This is a genomic window from Mycobacterium sp., from assembly GCF_002863225.1.
GTDB lineage: Bacteria > Actinomycetota > Actinomycetes > Mycobacteriales > Mycobacteriaceae > Mycobacterium.
The window spans coordinates 116,533-135,275 of the sequence record NZ_PKEK01000049.1; the positions used below are offsets into that span (position 1 = coordinate 116,533).

General features: G+C 67.4%; 16 protein-coding genes. 11 read left to right on the forward strand and 5 right to left on the reverse strand.

Features of this window, described 5'->3' with window-relative positions:
- The first annotated feature begins 169 nt into the window (after positions 1 to 169).
- From aceE to CYU59_RS15825, 7 genes are all read left to right on the forward strand, one after another.
- Complete coding sequence (gene aceE / locus CYU59_RS15795; protein ID WP_292991245.1) at positions 170 to 2,962, forward strand: pyruvate dehydrogenase (acetyl-transferring), homodimeric type; 2,793 nt, start codon at positions 170 to 172, stop codon at positions 2,960 to 2,962.
- A 119-nt stretch (positions 2,963 to 3,081) separates the two neighbouring features.
- On the forward strand, positions 3,082 to 4,380 hold the full coding sequence (locus CYU59_RS15800; protein WP_292991247.1) for a PucR family transcriptional regulator: 1,299 nt from the start codon (positions 3,082 to 3,084) through the stop codon (positions 4,378 to 4,380).
- Positions 4,381 to 4,508: 128 nt separating this feature from the next.
- Positions 4,509 to 5,420, forward strand: a complete 912-nt coding sequence (locus CYU59_RS15805; protein ID WP_292991249.1) for an ACP S-malonyltransferase — start codon at positions 4,509 to 4,511, stop codon at positions 5,418 to 5,420.
- Between the two features lie 82 nt (positions 5,421 to 5,502).
- Positions 5,503 to 5,811, forward strand: coding sequence for a meromycolate extension acyl carrier protein AcpM (acpM, locus tag CYU59_RS15810; protein ID WP_292991251.1), 309 nt, complete (start codon positions 5,503 to 5,505; stop codon positions 5,809 to 5,811).
- A complete protein-coding gene (gene kasA / locus CYU59_RS15815) occupies positions 5,808 to 7,058 on the forward strand; it encodes a 3-oxoacyl-ACP synthase KasA (RefSeq protein ID WP_292991253.1) in 1,251 nt (416 codons plus the stop codon). Before acpM ends, kasA begins: the two co-directional genes overlap by 4 nt.
- 64 nt (positions 7,059 to 7,122) lie before the next feature.
- Complete coding sequence (gene kasB / locus CYU59_RS15820) at positions 7,123 to 8,388, forward strand: 3-oxoacyl-ACP synthase KasB (protein ID WP_292991255.1); 1,266 nt, start codon at positions 7,123 to 7,125, stop codon at positions 8,386 to 8,388.
- 40 nt (positions 8,389 to 8,428) lie between these two features.
- On the forward strand, positions 8,429 to 9,850 hold the full coding sequence (locus tag CYU59_RS15825) for an acyl-CoA carboxylase subunit beta (RefSeq protein WP_292991257.1): 1,422 nt from the start codon (positions 8,429 to 8,431) through the stop codon (positions 9,848 to 9,850).
- 95 nt (positions 9,851 to 9,945) lie between these two features.
- Here the strand turns inward: CYU59_RS15825 and CYU59_RS15830 are convergent, their stop codons facing one another.
- Positions 9,946 to 11,472, reverse strand: coding sequence for a glycerol-3-phosphate dehydrogenase/oxidase (locus CYU59_RS15830; RefSeq protein ID WP_292991259.1), 1,527 nt, complete (start codon positions 11,470 to 11,472; stop codon positions 9,946 to 9,948).
- Complete coding sequence (locus CYU59_RS15835) at positions 11,472 to 12,035, reverse strand: TetR/AcrR family transcriptional regulator (protein ID WP_292991261.1); 564 nt, start codon at positions 12,033 to 12,035, stop codon at positions 11,472 to 11,474. The genes CYU59_RS15830 and CYU59_RS15835 overlap by 1 nt, the downstream gene beginning before the upstream one ends.
- Before the next feature lie 41 nt (positions 12,036 to 12,076).
- On the opposite strand from CYU59_RS15835, the gene CYU59_RS15840 reads away from it, so the two are divergent.
- Positions 12,077 to 13,657 carry an FAD-binding oxidoreductase gene (locus CYU59_RS15840; protein ID WP_363114692.1) on the forward strand — a complete coding sequence of 527 codons (1,581 nt, stop codon included), beginning with the start codon at positions 12,077 to 12,079 and terminating at the stop codon, positions 13,655 to 13,657.
- Positions 13,654 to 14,727, forward strand: a complete 1,074-nt coding sequence (locus tag CYU59_RS15845) for a diacylglycerol kinase (RefSeq protein WP_292991265.1) — start codon at positions 13,654 to 13,656, stop codon at positions 14,725 to 14,727. Before CYU59_RS15840 ends, CYU59_RS15845 begins: the two co-directional genes overlap by 4 nt.
- Here CYU59_RS15845 and CYU59_RS15850 read toward each other — a convergent pair.
- Positions 14,708 to 15,220: a DUF3145 domain-containing protein gene (locus tag CYU59_RS15850; protein ID WP_292991267.1), complete on the reverse strand. Its 513-nt coding sequence runs from the start codon at positions 15,218 to 15,220 to the stop codon at positions 14,708 to 14,710. The genes CYU59_RS15845 and CYU59_RS15850 overlap by 20 nt on opposite strands.
- A gap of 120 nt (positions 15,221 to 15,340) precedes the next feature.
- Positions 15,341 to 16,174, reverse strand: coding sequence for a serine hydrolase domain-containing protein (locus CYU59_RS15855; RefSeq protein ID WP_292991269.1), 834 nt, complete (start codon positions 16,172 to 16,174; stop codon positions 15,341 to 15,343).
- A gap of 52 nt (positions 16,175 to 16,226) precedes the next feature.
- Here CYU59_RS15855 and CYU59_RS15860 point away from each other — a divergent pair, with 52 nt between their 5' ends.
- Positions 16,227 to 17,312 (forward strand): S-(hydroxymethyl)mycothiol dehydrogenase, encoded by a 1,086-nt coding sequence (locus tag CYU59_RS15860; RefSeq protein ID WP_292991272.1) that lies wholly within the window; start codon positions 16,227 to 16,229, stop codon positions 17,310 to 17,312.
- Positions 17,313 to 17,936, forward strand: a complete 624-nt coding sequence (locus CYU59_RS15865) for an MBL fold metallo-hydrolase (RefSeq protein WP_292991274.1) — start codon at positions 17,313 to 17,315, stop codon at positions 17,934 to 17,936.
- On the opposite strand, the gene CYU59_RS15870 is transcribed toward CYU59_RS15865, so the two are convergent.
- Positions 17,933 to 18,649, reverse strand: a complete 717-nt coding sequence (locus CYU59_RS15870) for an SHOCT domain-containing protein (RefSeq protein ID WP_292991276.1) — start codon at positions 18,647 to 18,649, stop codon at positions 17,933 to 17,935. The genes CYU59_RS15865 and CYU59_RS15870 overlap by 4 nt on opposite strands.
- Positions 18,650 to 18,743: the final 94 nt, after the last annotated feature.

Genomic DNA, 18,743 nt, shown 5'->3' on the forward strand with positions numbered 1-18,743 from the left:
GGGGCGTCCGGTACCCGCTTGGCCAGGCACTGCGCGGCGCGTCACCGGGTGCGGCACGATAGGTGGTGACCCCCACAGGGGTCGCAGCACCCAGACACAACCGAAGACGTCAATCCGCGACGGCTCGATCAGCCACAAGCCGGTCAGCCGCCTACAAAGGAGTAGTGCGTTGACCACCGAGTTCGTCCGCCACGATCTGGCGAAGAATCCAACCGGCACAAGCGAACCCGATCGCGTACGGGTGATCCGCGAGGGCGTCGCGTCGTATCTGCCCGACATCGATCCCGAGGAGACCAGCGAGTGGCTGGAATCCTTCGACGCACTGTTGGAGCGCCAGGGCCCGGCACGCGCGCGCTACCTGATGCTGCGACTGCTGGAGCGGGCCGGCGAGCAGCGGGTGGCCCTGCCGTCGCTGACGTCGACCGATTACGTCAACACGATCCCGACCGAGCTGGAACCGTGGTTCCCGGGCGACGAGGACGTCGAGCGTCGCTTCCGGGCCTGGATCCGGTGGAACGCCGCGATCATGGTGCACCGCGCCCAGCGTCCGGGAGTCGGTGTGGGCGGCCATATTTCGACGTACGCATCGTCGGCGGCGCTCTACGAGGTCGGGTTCAACCACTTCTTCCGGGGCAAGGCGCATCCCGGTGGCGGCGACCAGGTCTTCATTCAGGGTCACGCCTCCCCCGGCATCTACGCCCGGGCGTTCCTCGAGGGCCGGCTCAGCGCCGACCAGCTCGACGGCTTCCGGCAGGAACACAGTCATCCCGGCGGCGGGCTGCCGTCCTATCCGCACCCGCGCCTGATGCCCGACTTCTGGGAGTTCCCGACGGTGTCGATGGGCCTGGGCCCGATGAACGCCATCTATCAGGCCCGGTTCAACCACTACCTGCATGACCGCGGCATCAAGGACACCTCCGATCAGCATGTGTGGGCGTTCCTCGGCGATGGCGAGATGGACGAGCCGGAGAGCCGCGGGCTGATCCAGGTGGCCGCCAACGAGGCTTTGGACAACCTGACCTTCGTGATCAACTGCAACCTGCAGCGGCTCGACGGGCCGGTGCGGGGCAACGGCAAGATCATCCAGGAGCTGGAGTCGTTCTTCCGCGGCGCCGGCTGGAACGTCATCAAGGTGGTGTGGGGCCGCGAGTGGGATGCGCTGCTGCACGCCGACCGCGACGGCGCGCTGGTGAACCTGATGAACACCACGCCCGACGGTGACTACCAGACCTACAAGGCCAACGACGGCGCCTACGTCCGCGACCACTTCTTCGGCCGTGACCCACGCACCAAGGCGCTGGTCGAACCGATGTCCGACGCCGAAATCTGGAACCTCAAACGCGGTGGCCACGACTACCGCAAGGTCTACGCCGCCTACCGGGCCGCCGTCGACCACCACGGCCAGCCGACGGTGATCCTGGCCAAGACCATCAAGGGCTATTCGCTGGGCGCCCACTTCCAGGGCCGCAACGCCACCCACCAGATGAAAAAGCTTGCGCTGCAAGACCTCAAGGACTTTCGCGACGCGATTCGCATCCCGATCAGCGACGAGCAACTCGATCAGGACCCCTACCTGCCGCCGTACTACCACCCCGGCGCCGAAGCCCCGGAGATCCGCTACCTGCTCGAGCGCAGGCACGCGCTGGGCGGTTTCGTGCCCGAGCGCCGCACCAAGACCAAGACCCTGCGGCTGCCTGGACGCGACATCTACGCACCGCTGAAAAAGGGGTCGGGCCACCAGGAAGTCGCCACCACCATGGCGACGGTCCGTACGTTCAAAGAACTGTTGCGCGACAAGGAGATCGGGCCGCGCATCGTCCCGATCATCCCCGACGAAGCCCGCACGTTCGGGATGGACTCGTGGTTCCCGTCGCTGAAGATCTACAACCGCAACGGCCAGCTGTACACCGCCGTCGACGCCGAACTCATGCTGGCCTACAAGGAAAGTGAACGAGGCCAGATCCTGCACGAGGGCATCAACGAAGCCGGCTCGGTCGCGTCGTTCACCGCCGCCGGCACGTCGTACGCGACGCACAACGAGCCGATGATCCCGATCTACATCTTCTACTCGATGTTCGGTTTCCAGCGCACCGGCGACGGGCTGTGGGCGGCCGCCGACCAGATGACCCGCGGATTCCTGTTGGGCGCCACCGCCGGCCGCACCACCCTGACCGGCGAGGGCCTGCAGCATGCCGACGGGCAGTCGCTGCTGCTGGCCGCCACCAACCCCGCGGTGCTGTCGTATGACCCGGCATTCGCCTTCGAGATCGCGCACATCATCGAGGGCGGGCTCGCCCGCATGTACGGCGAGCGCGCGGAGAACGTCTTCTATTACCTGACCATCTACAACGAGCCCTACGTGCAGCCGCCGGAGCCGGAGCACTTCGACCCCGACGGGGTGCTGCGTGGCATCTACCGGTATCAGCCGGCCGCCGAAAGCCGGACCAACGCAGCCAACATCCTGGCCTCGGGCGTCGCAATGCCCGAGACGCTGCGGGCCGCCGAGCTGCTGGCCGCCGACTGGGATGTGGCGGCGGACGTGTGGTCGGTGACCAGCTGGAGTGAGCTCAATCGCGACGGCGTCGCGATCCAGAAGGAGCGACTCCGGCACCCGGACCGGCCCGCCGGCGAGGCGTACGTGACCCGGGCGCTGGCCAAAGCGACCGGACCGTTCATCGCTGTCTCGGACTGGATGCGCGCCGTGCCCGAGCAGATCAGGCCGTGGGTTCCGGGAACCTACGTCACGCTGGGCACCGACGGCTTCGGCTTCTCCGACACCAGGCCGGCGGCCCGCCGGTACTTCAACACCGACGCCGAGTCCCAGGTCGTCGCGGTGCTGGAGGCGCTCGCCCGCGACGGCGAGATCGATCCATCGGTGCCGGTCGCAGCCGCGCGTCAGTACCGAATCGACGACGTCCAGGCCGCGCCGGCGCAGACGTCGGACCCCGGCCCAGGCGCCTGAGCAGCTTCGGCTCGAACGTGAAGCTGGGCTCACGTTGAACCGCGAACGTGAAGGTGACGTCACGTTCGTCGGCCGCTGAATTGGCGGGATCTTCCATAAAACGGGGGTAGCTTTTAGGAATGCCCGACAAGCAGTTCCCGACGCCCCGGACGACGCTGGACCTTCTCGACACCGTCCCGGACTCGCTACTGCGCCGGTTGAAGCAGTATTCCGGCCGGTTTTCCACCGAAGCCGTCAGCGCTATGCAGGAGCGGTTGCCGTTCTTCGCCGAGCTGGAAGCCTCCCAGCGGGCCAGCCTGTCGCTGGTCGTGCAAACCGCCGTCGCGAACTTCGTCGAGTGGATGACCGACCCGAGCAGCAACGTCAACTACACCGCCCGGGCTTTCGAGCTGATGCCGCAGGATCTGACCCAGCGAATGCCGTTGCGCCACTCGGTGGACATGATCCGGGTAACGCTGGAGTTCTTCGAGGAGGTCGCGCCGCTGCTGGCCCGGTCCGACGAACAGCTGACCGCGTTGACGGTCGGGATCCTCAAATACAGCCGCGACCTCGCCTTCAGCGCCGCGACCGCCTACGCCGATGCGGCCGAGGCGCGCGGGAACTGGGACAGCCGGATGGAGGCCACCGTGGTCGACGCGGTGGTGCGCGGCGACACCGGACCCGAATTGCTGTCTCGTGCCGCGACGCTGAACTGGGACACCACCGCCCCCGCGACCGTGGTGGTGGGGACACCGGCACCGGGCCGGGAAAACCACGCCAGCCAGGACGTTCGGGACATCGCGGCACGTCACGGCCGGGCCGCGCTCACCGACGTGCACGGCACGTATCTGGTGGCGATCGTCTCCGGCCAGCTGACACCGACCGAAAAGGTCTTCGGCGCCCTATTGGATGCCTTCTCCGACGGCCCGGTGGTGATCGGGCCGACGGCGCCGATGCTCACGGCGGCCTACCACAGCGCCAGTGAGGCCATCTCCGGCATGAACGCGGTGACCGGCTGGCGGGGTGCGCCGCGGCCCGTGCTGGCCCGCGAACTGCTGCCCGAGCGGGCGCTGATGGGCGACGCGGCGGCCGTCGCCGCGCTGCACACCGACGTGATGCGACCGCTCGCCGACGCCGGTCCGACCCTCACCGAGACCCTGGACGCCTATCTGGACTGCGGCGGCGCAATCGAGGCCTGCGCCCGCAAGTTGTTCGTTCATCCAAACACCGTTCGGTACCGGCTGCGCCGCATCGCCGACTTCACCGGCCGTGATCCGACCCTGCCGCGCGACGCGTATGTGCTCCGGGTGGCCGCGACGGTGGGTCACCTCGCCTACCAGGCGCAGCAGTCCAGCGCCTCGAGCAACATCGTGACGCCCGTCACGCGGCCGATCGAGAAGGACCTGGTTGCGCCGTCGAGCAGCGTCAACACCGGCTGACAGATTGCGGCCAGATATCGAACACGTCGCATCACGGGCGTTTTTGTCGGGTTTCCACAAAAACATAAGACAAGGTTCATAATCCTTTACACGGCACAAAGTCGTCTTCACAGTGTTCCCTTAATAACGTGATCGCGTTACTGGCGCCCGGACAAGGGTCGCAGACCGAGGGGATGCTGTCGCCGTGGCTGGAATTGCCCGGCGCCGCAGACCGCCTCTCGTCATGGTCCACGGCCAGCGGCCTGGACCTGGCACGCCTGGGCACCACCGCCTCGACGGAAGAAATCACCAACACCGCGATCGCGCAGCCGCTGATCGTCGCGGCCACGCTGCTCGCCCACCAGGAGCTGACCAGCCGCGGACTGCTCGCGGACCAGGAGTTCGTCGTTGCCGGCCACTCGGTCGGCGAGATCGCCGCTTACGCGATCGCCGGGGTGCTCTCCGCGGACGACGCGGTGGCGCTGGCCGCCACCCGCGGTGCCGAGATGGCCAAGGCCTGCGCCAACGAGCCCACCGGGATGTCGGCGGTGCTCGGCGGTGACGAAGCCGCTGTGCTCGCCCGCCTCGAACAACTCGACCTGGTCGCGGCGAACCGCAACGCCGCCGGCCAGATCGTGGCCGCCGGCCGGCTGAGCGCGCTGGACAAGCTCGCCGAGGACCCGCCGGAGAAGGCCCGGGTCCGCGCCCTCGGCGTTGCCGGGGCGTTCCACACCGAGTTCATGGCCTCGGCGCTCGAGGGCTACGCCGAAGCGGTGCGGCAGGTCGAAGTGACCTCCGAGCCGACGGCCGTACTGCTGTCCAACCGCGACGGCCAGCCGGTGAGCTCGGCCGCCGACGCGATGGAAAAGCTTGTCGCACAACTGACCCGGCCGGTGCGCTGGGATCTGTGCTCCGAGACGTTGCGTCAACGCAGCGTGACGGCGATTGTCGAGTTCCCACCGGCGGGGGCTCTGTCCGGCATCGCCAAACGTGAACTACGCGGGACGCCGATACACGCCGTCAAGACCCCCGCAGACCTGGATGGTTTGGCAGAACTCTGAGCCCCCCGGATCTGTTCGCTTCTACAACCGCACGAATCACGTAAATCAGCAGTACACAACACATTACGAAGGGAAACACAACGTGTCCGTCAGCCAGGAAGAAATCATCGCCGGTATCGCCGAGATCATCGAAGAGGTCACCGGTATCGAGCCTTCGGAGATCACCCCGGAGAAGTCGTTCGTCGACGACCTGGACATCGACTCGCTGTCGATGGTGGAGATCGCCGTGCAGACCGAAGACAAGTACGGCGTGAAGATCCCCGACGAGGACCTCGCCGGTCTGCGCACCGTCGGTGACGTCGTGAACTACATCCAGAAGCTGGAAGAAGAGAACCCCGAAGCCGCGCAGGCGCTGCGTGCCAAGTTCGAGACCGAGGCTGAGAGCAAGTGACGAAACCTTCCACTGCTAACGGCGGTTACCCCAATGTTGTGGTAACCGCCGTCGAGGCGACGACTTCAATCGCGCCAGACATCGAAGGCACGTGGAAGGGATTGTTGGCCGGGGAATCCGGCATCCGCGTGCTCGAGGACGACTTCGTCACGAAGTGGGACCTGCCGGTCAAGATCGGTGGACACCTCAAAGAGGCCGTCGACGACCACATGGGCCGGCTGGACCTGCGACGGATGTCGTACGTCCAGCGGCTGGCCAAGCACCTCAGCGGGCAGCTGTGGGAGTCGGCCGGCAGCCCCGAGGTCGACCCGGACCGGTTCGCGGTCGTGGTCGGCACCGGCCTGGGTGGCGCCGAGAAGATCGTCGAGACCTACGACTTGATGAACGAGGGCGGGCCCCGCAAGGTATCCCCGCTCGCCGTGCAGATGATCATGCCCAACGGCGCTGCGGCTGTCGTCGGTCTCCAGCTCGGCGCCCGCGCCGGAGTGGTGACCCCGGTGTCGGCCTGTTCGTCGGGCTCGGAGGCCATTGCGCACGCATGGCGGCAGATCGTCATGGGCGACGCGGACTTCGCGGTCTGTGGTGGCGTCGAGGGCAACATCGAGGCACTGCCGATCGCGGCGTTCTCGATGATGCGCGCGATGTCGACCAAGAACGACGACCCCGAGGGAGCGTCCCGTCCGTTCGACAAGAACCGCGACGGCTTTGTGTTCGGTGAGGCCGGCGCGATGATGATCATCGAAACCGAAGAGCACGCCAAGGCCCGCGGCGCCAAGCCGCTGGCCCGCTTGATGGGTGCCGGCATCACGTCGGACGCGTTCCACATGGTGGCCCCGGCCGCCGACGGTGTGCGCGCCGGACGGGCGATGGCGCGGTCGCTGGAGTTGGCGGGCTTGTCCCCCAAGGACGTCGACCACATCAACGCGCACGCCACCGCCACGCCGATCGGTGACACCGCCGAGGCCAACGCCATTCGGGTCGCCGGATGCCCGGAAGCCGCGGTCTACGCACCCAAGGGGGCGTTGGGTCACTCCATCGGTGCCGTGGGAGCGCTCGAGTCGATCCTCACCGTACTTGCACTGCGGGACGGCGTCATTCCGCCGACACTTAATTACACGACGCCCGATCCAGAGATCGACCTCGACGTCGTCGCGGGCGAGCCCCGTTATGGCGAGTACCAGTACGCCATCAACAACTCGTTCGGTTTCGGCGGACACAACGTCGCCTTGGCGTTCGGGCGGTACTGAGCACGACGTCTGGCGCCGGTGCCGGACCACAGCACCAGCAGGGAAGGATGCGTAAGTAGCTCGCATGACAACATCGTCTTTGTCCACCGGGAACGGTTTCCCGAATGTGGTCGTCACCGGGTTCGCCATGACGACTGCGCTCGCATCTGACGCCGAGACCACCTGGAAGATGCTGCTGGACGGGCAGAGTGGGATCCGCTTGCTCGACGACCCGTTCGTGGAGCAATTCGACCTGCCGGTCCGCATCGGCGGTCACCTGGTCGAGGAATTCGACAGCCAGCTGACCCGGATCGAAAACCGACGACTCGGTTATCTGCAGCGGATGGCCACCGTGCTGAACCGCCGGGTGTGGGAGAACGCCGGTTCGCCCGAGGTGGACACCGACCGGCTGATGGTCTCGATCGGCACCGGGATGGGCTCGAGCGAGGAGCTGATCTTCGGATATGACGGTATGCGCGAGCGCGGCATGCGCGGGGTCAACCCGCTGGGCGTGCAGATGTACATGCCCAACGGCGCGTCCGCGGCAGTGGGTCTGGAACGCCACGCCAAAGCCGGGGTGATGACACCGGTTTCGGCCTGCGCCTCCGGGTCGGAGGGCATCGCGCGGGCCTGGCAGCAGATCGTGCTCGGCGAGGCTGACATCGCGGTCTGCGGCGGTGTCGAGACCAAGATCGAGGCGGTGCCGATCGCCTCGTTCGCCGCGATGCGCATCGTGTTGTCGAAGAACAACGACGACCCGCCCGGAGCCTGTCGACCGTTCGACAAAGACCGCAACGGCTTCGTCTTCGGCGAGGCCGGCGCGTTGATGGTGATCGAGACCGAAGAGCACGCAAAAGCGCGCGGCGCCAACATCCTGGCCAGGATCATGGGGGCGAGCGTCACCTCCGACGGCTTCCATATGGTGGCCCCTGATCCCAACGGCGAACGCGCCGGGCATGCGATCACGCGGGCGGTCCAGCTGGCCGGCCTGACGCCGGGTGACATCAGCCACGTGAATGCCCACGCCACCGGCACCTCGGTGGGCGACCTGGCGGAGAGCAAGGCCATCAACCGGGCGCTGGGCGAGCACGGCGGTAACGCCGCGGTCTACGCGCCGAAGTCCGCGCTCGGCCATTCCGTCGGAGCGGTCGGCGCCGTGGAGTCGATCCTGACCGTGATGGCGCTCCGCGACCAGATCATCCCGCCCACCCTCAACCTGGTGAACCTCGATCCGGAGGTCGACCTGGACGTGGTCGCGGGCAAGCCGCGAGAAGGCAACTACCAGTACGCGATCAACAATTCGTTCGGGTTCGGCGGACACAACGTGGCGTTGGCTTTTGGCCGCTACTAACCCCGGATCCGCGAACAGCAATGAGACGAGGAGACCTGCGATGACGACCCTGGCCCCCGAGGCAATCGACGAGTCGCTCGACCCACGCGACCCGTTGCTGCGACTGAGCAGGTTCTTCGACGACGGCAGCATCCGACTGCTGCACGAGCGCGACCGCTCCGGCGTGCTCGCCGCGGGCGGAACCGTCAACGGCGTGCGCACCATCGCCTTCGCCACCGACGGCACCGTGATGGGCGGCGCGATGGGTCTCGAGGGCTGCACCCACATCGTCAACGCCTATGACACCGCGATCGAAGAACAGAGCCCGATCGTGGGCATCTGGCACTCCGGCGGGGCGCGACTTGCCGAGGGCGTGAAAGCCCTGCACGCAGTCGGATTGGTGTTCGAAGCGATGATTCGCGCGTCCGGCTACGTCCCGCAGATCTCGGTCGTGGTCGGCTTCGCGGCCGGCGGCGCCGCCTACGGGCCGGCCCTGACCGACGTCGTCATCATGGCGCCCGAGGGCCGGGTGTTCGTCACCGGACCCGACGTGGTCCGCAGTGTCACCGGTGAAGACGTCGACATGGCTTCGCTCGGCGGGCCGGACACCCACCACAAGAAGTCCGGCGTGTGCCACATCGTCGCCGACGGCGAGGACGACGCCTACGAGCGCGGTCGCCGGCTGGTCGGATTGTTCTGCCAGCAAGGGCATTTCGACCGCGGCAAGGCCGAGGCGAATGAGACTGACCTGCACGCGCTGCTGCCGGATTCGCCGCGCCGCGCCTACGACGTGCACCCACTGGTCAACGCATTGCTCGACGACGACGCGCCGTTTGACGAGTTTCAGGCCAAGTGGGCGCCGTCGATGGTGGTCGGCCTGGGCCGGCTGTCCGGACGTTCGGTCGGTGTGTTGGCCAACAACCCGCTTCGGCTGGGTGGCTGCCTGAACTCCGAAAGCGCCGAGAAGGCAGCACGTTTCGTGCGGCTGTGCGATGCGTTCGGTATTCCGCTGATCGTGATCGTCGATGTGCCGGGTTACCTGCCGGGCGTGGATCAGGAATGGGGCGGCGTCGTCCGCCGTGGCGCCAAGCTGCTGCACGCGTTCGGTGAGGCCACCGTCCCCCGCGTCACGCTGGTCACCCGGAAGATCTACGGCGGGGCATACATCGCGATGAACTCGCGCTCGCTGGGCGCCACCAAAGTGTTCGCCTGGCCGGACGCCGAAGTCGCCGTGATGGGCGCCAAGGCTGCCGTCGGCATCCTGCACAAGAAGAAGCTGGCCGCCGTGGCCGATCACGAGCGCGACGCGCTGCACGAGGAGCTGGCCGCCGAGCACGAGCGGATCGCCGGTGGGGTGGACAACGCCATCGAGATCGGCGTGGTCGACGAGAAGATCGACCCCGCCCACACCCGCAGCCGGATCACCGAGGCGCTGGCCGAAGCACCGGCCCGGCGCGGACGGCACAAGAACATCCCGCTGTAAGCCTCCGCGCGGGCGGCTATTTCCCCGCGAGCGTCCGGAATTTCCGCGCGAGCGTAACGCCACGGCGACTTTCCGCGTGGATTTTCGCTGTGGCGTTACGCTCGCAGTAATTCTTCAGCCGTGGCGACCACGCGCTCGCGATCGGCGGCCACCAGTCCGATCCGGGTGCGACGGTCGACGATGTCGTCGACGGTCAGCGCGCCCTCGTGGGTGATCGCGTAATCGAATTCGGCTCGTGTCACGTCGATGTCGTCGGCAACCGGATCGGCGGGCCGCTCGCAGGTCGCGGTGGCCATCACGTTCGCCGCCTCCGCGCCATACCGCAGCACCAGCGACTCGGGCAGCCCGGCCATCGGCGCAGTCTCGGAACCAGGATTGCGCGGCGCGCCCACCAACGGCAGATCTCGGGTCTGGCATTTACCCGCCTCGAGACTGCGCAGGTCGATCGCGCGGTCGAGCACATCCTCGGCCATGTGCCGGTATTCGGTGAGCTTGCCGCCGATCACGCTGATCACGCCGGAGGCCGACTCGATGACGGCATGGTCACGCGACACGTCGGCGGTGTGGCCGGTGCCCGTGTCGATCAGCGGCCGCAGACCGGCGTAGGACCCGATGACGTCGTCGGTGGTCAGCGTGATGTCCAGCGCGGTGTTCACCACGTCCAGTAGGAAGCTGATCTCCTCCGAGGTCGGTTGCGGCACATCGGGAATGGGTCCGGGCGACTCCTCGTCAGTCAGGCCGAGGTAGATCCGCCCGAGCTGTTCGGGCATCGCGAAGACGAATCGGTTGAGTTCGCCGGGTATCGGAATGGTGAGTGCGGCGGCGGGATTTCCGAACGTCGCGGCGTCGAAGACGAGGTGGGTGCCGCGACTCGGCCGCAGCTTGAGCGCCGCATCCACCTCGCCCGCCCACACTCCGGTGGCGTTGATGACGGCGCCCGCGGCGATGTCGAACGATTCGCCCGTCCGCTCGTCGGTCAGGCGGACCGACGAGCCGGTGGCCTGAGATGCCGTGACGTACGTCAAGATTCGAGCACCGAATTGCGCCGCGGTTCGCGCGACGGCGGTCACCAGACGGGCGTCGTCGATCAGCTGGCCGTCGTAGGCCAGCAGGCCGCCGTCCAGACCGTCGCGGCGAACTGCCGGCGCCAGGTCGATGGCCCGCTGCGGCGAAACACGTTGCGAGCCCGGCAATACGGATCCAGGTGTGCCCGCGGTCCTGCGCAGCACGTCACCGGCCAGGAATCCGACCCGGACCAGAGCCCGGTTGGCCCGGCTCATCGACGGCAGCAGCGGCACCAGCTGTGGCATCGCCCGAACCAGATGAGGGGCGTTGCGGGTCATCAGGATTCCGCGTTCGACCGCGCTGCGCCGGGCGATGCCGACATTCCCGGTCGCCAGGTAGCGCAGGCCACCGTGTACCAGCTTGGAACTCCATCGGCTGGTCCCGAAGGCCAGGTCGTGCTTTTCCACCAGCGTCACCCGCAGGCCGCGCGACGCCGCGTCGAGCGCGATGCCGACGCCGGTGATTCCGCCGCCGATCACGACGACGTCTGTGGGAGCGCCGTCGGCGAGCGCGGACAGGTCGGCGCTGCGTCGCGCGGCGTTCAGGGCGCTCGACATCAGGCCAGGTATCCGTTCAGCGAGTGGGCGAGTTCGGCGGCCAGCGCGTCGGCGTCCAGGATCGGCTTGACGATCTGCGCCGACTGGATGGTGGACTGGGTGATCAGCAGAACCATCGCAGCCATCCGACGCGGATCACCGGCCCGCACACCGCCTTCGGACTGCGCCGTCCGCAGATCCTTCGCCAGTGCGTCGATCAGCATGTGCTGGCTGCTGCCCAGCCGCTGCGAGATGTAGACCAGTGCCAACTCCGAGCGCAGCACCGCCATCACCAGCTCGTCACCGCGCAGTCGCTCGGCCACCGCGACTACGCGCTCGACGATCGCCTCGCGTCCGCTGCCCCGCACCGTAACCTCGGCGACCGCCTCGGTGATGTGGCTGGTCAGCAGGGCGGCCAGCACGGAGCGGGTGTCCGGCCACCGGCGATACACCGTGGGGCGGCTCACCCCGGCGCGGCGGGCGATCTCGGCCAGCGTCACGCGCTCGACGCCGAAGTCGACGACGCAGCTCGCGGCGGACGTCAAGATGCGATCGTCGACGGACTCATTACTGATTGACAGCATGTGTAATACTGTAACGCATGTCAGTCGAATTGCTACCCCCGATGAAGTGGAATGCCTGGGGCGATCCCGACCACGCCAAACCGTTGTCGGACGGAATCCGCACGCTATTGGCCCAGGCACTGGGCGTAACCGGTTCGTCGGAGGGAGAACTCGACGCCGACCAGGTGCAACTGCGGCCCTCGGAGTTGGCGCCTGAGCACCGCGAGGCGCTGGCGGCGATCGTCGGTGCGGATCACTGCCGCGTCGGCGACCGGGATCGCCTGCTTCGCGCGGGCGGAAAGTCCACGCTGGATTTGTTGCGGCGCAAGGACTCCGGCGTCCAGGACGCTCCCGATGCGGTTCTGCTGCCCGGCTCCGACGACGAGGTCGCCGCGATCCTGGGGTACTGCTCGCAGCACGGCATCGCGGTGGTCCCGTTCGGCGGTGGAACCAGCGTGGTCGGTGGACTCGACCCGATCCGTGGTGAGTTCGCCGCGGCGCTGTCGCTGGATCTGCGGCGCTTCGACCAACTGGTGTCCTTCGACGACGTATCCGGCGAGGCAGAGTTCGGTGCCGGCGTCACCGGGCCGCAGGCCGAGAAACTGCTTGCCGCACATGGCTTTTCGCTGGGACATTTTCCGCAGAGCTTCGAATTCGCCAGTCTCGGCGGCTTCGCCGCGACCCGCTCCTCGGGTCAGGACTCGGCGGGCTACGGCCGGTTTGACGACATGATCCGCGGGTTGCGGGTGATCACGCCCGCCGGAGTTCTCGACCTCGGACGCGCTCCGCAGTCGGCGGCGGGCCCGGATCTGCGGCAACTGGTCGTCGGCTCGGAAGGCGTCTTCGGGGTCATCACCCGGGTGCGAGTCGCCGTCCATCCGGCACCGCAGGCCACCCGCTACGAGGCCTGGTCGTTTCCCGACTTCGCCACTGGCACTGCGGCTTTGCGCGCCGTCACGCAGACCGGCGCCGGCCCCACGGTGATCCGGCTGTCCGACGAGGCGGAGACCGGGGTCAACCTGGCCACCACCGAAGCCATCGGCGACACCCAGGTCACCGGCGGCTGCCTGGCGATCACCGTGTTCGAAGGCACCGAGGCGCACGCCGACAGCCGGCACGCCGAAACCCGTGCCCTGATGGCCGCCGCGGGAGGCACCTCGCTCGGCGAGGAGCCCGCCAGGGCCTGGGAGCGCGGAAGATTCGGCGCGCCCTACCTGCGCGACGCCCTGTTGGCCAACGGCGCACTCTGCGAGACCCTCGAGACGGCCACCGACTGGTCGAACGTGCCTACCCTGAAATTCGCTGTCACCGAAGCGCTGACGACCGCACTGGCCGAAACCGGCACCCCCGCGTTGGTGCTGTGCCACATTTCGCATGTGTATGCCACCGGCGCCTCGCTGTACTTCACCGTTGTGGCCGGGCAACGCGGCAACCCGATCGAGCAGTGGCGGACGGCCAAGACGGCTGCGAGCAACGCCATCGTGGCAGCCGGCGCGACGATCACCCACCATCACGCTGTCGGCGCCGACCACCGTCCCTGGATGGCCGACGAGGTCGGCGACCTCGGCGTCCAGGTGTTGCGGGCGGTCAAGGCGACGCTCGACCCCGCGGGAATCCTCAACCCGGGCAAGCTGATCCCGTGAGTGCCGGCGGCGACGATGCAGAGCTCAGCGATGAGGAGGAGCGCCGCAACCAACCCGGCGGCGACGATGCAGAGCGCAGCGATGAGGAGGAGCGCCGCAACCAACCCGGCGGTGACGATGCAGAGCGCAACCGAGGGCGCGGTCAGAAGCAGCGTCGCCAGATCGGTCGGGTGACCGTACTGACCAATCCGGCGTCCGGCCACGGCAATGCGCCGCACGCCGCAGAAAAGGCCGTCGCGCGACTGCAACAGCGTGGCGTCGACGTAGTGGCCATCGTGGGCAGCGACGCCGACCACGCTCGCCGCCTGTTGCGCACCGCGGTCGACGACGGGCCCGACGCACTGGTGGTCGTCGGCGGCGACGGGGTGATCGCCGACGCACTGCAAGTGCTCGCGCACACCGGCATTCCGCTGGGCATCGTCCCGGCCGGCACCGGCAACGACCACGCCCGCGAATTCGGCTTGCCGACAAAGGATCCGGTGGCCGCCGCAGACATCGTCGCCGATGGCTGGACCGAAACCACCGACCTGGGCAAGATCCAAGACCGAAGCGGTCACACCAAGTATTTCGGCACGGTGGCCGCGGCCGGATTCGATTCGCTGGTCACCGATCGGGCCAACCGGATGCGGTGGCCGCGCGGCAGGATGCGCTACAACCTCGCCATGCTCGCCGAACTGTCGCAGTTGCGGCTGCTGCCGTTCCGGCTGGTCCTCGACGGCCGCGAAGAGATCACCACCGATCTGACGCTGGCCGCATTCGGCAACACCCGCAGCTACGGCGGCGGAATGCTGGTGTGCCCCAACGCCGATCCGGCCGACGGGCTACTCGACATCACCATGGTCAATTCCGCCTCGCGGACCAGGCTGATTCGACTCTTCCCGACCGTCTACAAAGGCACCCATGTCAATCTCGACGAGGTGACCACCGCACGGGTGACCACCGTGGACGTCGAGTCACCGGGCATCAACGCCTATGCCGACGGCGATTACGCGTGTGCGCTGCCTGCTCAGATCTCCGCGGATCCGGGCGCGCTGCAGATCTTGCGCCGGCCTAGCCGACCCCGCGGTTGAGCCACGACACCTCGGCACCGTCGCCGCCGTCGCGGTAAGCCTCGAGCGCCTCGTCCCAGGCAGTGCCGAGCGCCGAATCCAACTCGGCGGCGAGCGCGTCGGCGCCGGCCGCCATCATCGAGCGCAACCGCATCTCACCGATCATCACGTCGCCGTTAGCGCTCATCGGCCCGTTCCACAGACCCAGCTGCGGGGTGTGGCAGTACCGATGCCCGTCGACACCGGCACTCGGATCCTCGGTGACCTCGAAGCGCAGCACCGACCAGGACCGAAGGGCGCTGGCCAACCGGGCGCCGGTGCCCACCGGCCCGACCCAGTTGGTGACCGCGCGCAGTTGTCCCGGCATCGCGGGCTGCGGCGTCCACTTGAGGTTGGCTTTGGATCCCAGAGTCGACGACAACGCCCACTCGACATGCGGACACACCGCGGCGGGCGAGGCGTGGACGTACACCACACCTGTGGTCACGTCGGCGAACTGGTTCGACGCACGCATCTTGTTGCTCCTTCGGCTCCACGAGGGACGTCTTCCCCAACGACCTGGTGATTCCGAACGAGCGTTATAACGATTTATGTGCCTTGCGTGTCTATTGTGCCTCGTGAGGCCTGTGTTGCGCTAGTCCGAGTTGTAGGTGCTCAGCACACTGTCAGAAATGGCCGGCCACAGCGGCAGCGCCCAATCGCCGAAATCACGGTCGGTGAGCACCACCAGGGCCAACTCCGCGACGGGATCTGCCCAGATCAGGGTGCCTGATTGGCCGAAATGGCCGTAACTTCCCGGTGAGTTGAGCGTGCCGGTCCAGTGCGGCGACTTCGCGTCGCGGATCTCGAAGCCCAGCCCCCAATCGTTGGGCCGCTGCACTCCATAGCCGGGCAGAACGCCGCCGAGACCGGGAAACTGCACGCTGGTCGCCTGCGCATGCATGTCCGGCGACACCGTCGTGGGTGACAACAGGTCGGCGGCAAAGGCCGCGAGATCGTCGACCGTCGAGGTGGCGCCGTAGCCGGCCGTCTGTGCGCCGCCGGGCAGTCGGGTGGCGCTCATTCCCAGCGGCTGCAGTACAGCCTCGGCCAGGTAGCGGCCGAACTCGATTCCCGAAGCATTCTCGACGGTGTCGGCCAGCACCGCGAAGCCATAGTTGGAATAGATTCGGCGGGCGCCGGGCCGGGCGAGCGTCTTGTTGTCGAGCATCGCCAGCCCGGAAGCATGGGCCAACAAATGTCGCACAGTCGAACCGGGCGGCCCGGCCGCGGTGTCCAACTCCACCGCGCCTTCTTCGACAGCGACCTGGACGGCGCGCGCGACAAGCGGCTTGGTCACCGATGCGAGCACGAACTCCCGCGCGGTGTCGCCATAGGTAGCCAGCACCCCCGACCGGCCGATCACTGCGGCGGCCGCATTCGACACCGGCCAGTCGTCGAGTGCATGGAGTGCGGGAAGTCCGGCCATCGCGCCGAGCCTAGCCCGATGCGGCTACCGACCAAGCGCTAGGTTGAAGCCCATGAGTCAGACAGTGCGTGGAGTGATCTCGCGGAAAAAGGGCGAGCCCGTTGAAGTGGTCGACATCGTCGTTCCCGACCCCGGCCCGGGTGAGGTCGTCGTCGACATCACCGCGTGCGGGGTGTGCCATACCGACCTGACCTATCGCGAGGGTGGCATCAACGACGAGTTCCCGTTCCTGCTCGGCCACGAGGCCAGCGGCACCGTCGAAGCGGTCGGCGACGGTGTAACCGCTGTCGAGCCGGGCGATTTCGTGGTGTTGAACTGGCGCGCGGTCTGCGGGCAATGCCGGGCGTGCAAGCGCGGCCGCCCGCATTTGTGCTTCGACACCTTCAACGCCGAGCAGAAGATGACGCTGACCGACGGCACCGAACTCACCCCGGCACTGGGTATCGGTGCGTTCGCCGACAAGACGCTGGTGGCTGCCGGACAGGCCACCAAGGTCAACCCTGATGCCGATCCTGCGGTGGCCGGCCTGCTGGGGTGTGGCGTGATGGCCGGTCTGGGCGCGGCGATCAATACCGCAGCGCTCACCCGCGACGACACCGTGGCGGTGATCGGTTGCGGCGGGGTCGGCGACGCGGCGATCGCCGGAGCGGCGCTGGTCGGCGCGCGGCGCATCATCGCGATCGACACCGACGACACCAAGCTGGAGTGGGCCCGTACATTCGGCGCCACCCACACGATCAACGCCAAAGAGGTCGACGTCGTCGAAACCGTTCAGGACCTCACCGACGGCTTCGGCGCCAACGTGGTGATCGACGCCGTCGGTCGACCGGAAACCTGGAAGCAGGCCTTCTACGCCCGCGACCTGGCCGGAACCGTTGTGCTGGTCGGCGTCCCGACACCGGAGATGACACTCGAAATGCCGCTGGTCGACTTCTTCTCCCACGGCGGCTCGCTGAAGTCCTCGTGGTACGGCGACTGCCTGCCCGAACGCGACTTCCCCACCCTGGTCGACCTCTACCTACAGGGCCGCCTGCCGCTGGAGAAGTTCGTCTCCGAACGCATCGGCCTCGACGACGTCGAAGAGGCATTCCACAAGATGCACGCCGGCACGGTGCTGCGCTCGGTGGTGATCCTCTAAATGGGCAACATCGAACGCATCGTCACCCACGGCACCTTCGAACTCGACGGTGGCAGTTGGGAAGTCGACAACAACATCTGGCTGGTCGGCGACGACTCCGACGTCGTGGTGTTCGACGCCGCACACACCGCCCAGCCGATCCTCGACGCGGTCGGCAACCGTAACGTCGTCGCGGTCGTCTGCACGCACGGCCACAACGACCATGTGACAGTCGCCCCGCAGCTCGGTGAGGCCCTCGATGCGCCGGTCCTGCTGCACCCCGCCGACGATGTGCTCTGGCAGATGACCCACCCGGACAAAAGCTTTCGCACAGTGTCCGACGACGAGCGGCTCACCGTCGCCGGACTCGAGCTACACGCGCTGCACACACCGGGGCACTCGCCCGGATCAGTCTGCTGGTACGCCCCCGAACTGGGCGCGGTGTTCAGCGGCGACACCCTGTTCTCCGGCGGCCCCGGCGCCACCGGACGATCGTTCTCCGACTTCCCCACGATCCTCGCCTCGATCTCCGGCCGACTCGGCAGCCTGCCCGGCGACACCGTCGTCTACACCGGCCACGGCGACACCACCAACATCGGCGACGAAATCGTGAACTACGACGAATGGGTGGCCCGCGGCCACTAGCCGTCGAGCACCCGGCGCTTCTCGGCCTGGAATTCCTTCTCCGTCAACGCCCCGGAATCACGAAGCGCGGCAAGCGTTTTCAGCTGCTCGATCTTCACGCCCTGATCGGAGGGAACGACGACGGGCCCGTCGGAAGCCGGCCCGATCACCTGCCAGGGCGTCGGATCGGCCCGTTTGGCGCGCGACAACCACACCGAGGACATGACGGTGTCGGCCAGTCCGACGACGAACACGCCGGCCGCAATACCCAGCCAAGCCCCGTCGGAATCGCTGTCGTGTCCGAAAGCCATTCGCGGATTGATGTATCCGTTGACGTCTCCGCTGGTCGTGACGATGTAATCGCCGTCGGCGGGAATCTGCACCACCCATACCCGACGGTGGATGTCGTTGTTGACCGATGTTGAGGCGCCGACGTTTTCGGTGACTTTCGGGTCGGCGACCGATGCGGGCGGGTCGATGTCCAGGATGAGGTGCGGCACCGGCAGTCCACCGCCGGACGAACTGCCGAGTGTCACGGTGTGGAAGCTGACGGTGGCCTCACCCGCGGGCAGATGCACCTTGCCGGTGCCCGGGATCGGCACCTCGCCGTACGCGTTGTATTTGTCCAGGACGAACGCGCCCAGGACCAGGGTCACGATGAAGCCGATGCCCGACGCGATCATCAGCGCGATGCCGGCAGCCAGCAAGACCTTGGCGACCCTCCTGCTGCTCACTCACGCAGTCTGGCAGAGCCCGATGCGGCCACGCGCAGTTTGGGCAGCGTCGCATCGGGTAGCCCTCGCCAAGCACCACGGTAAGGGTCGCATC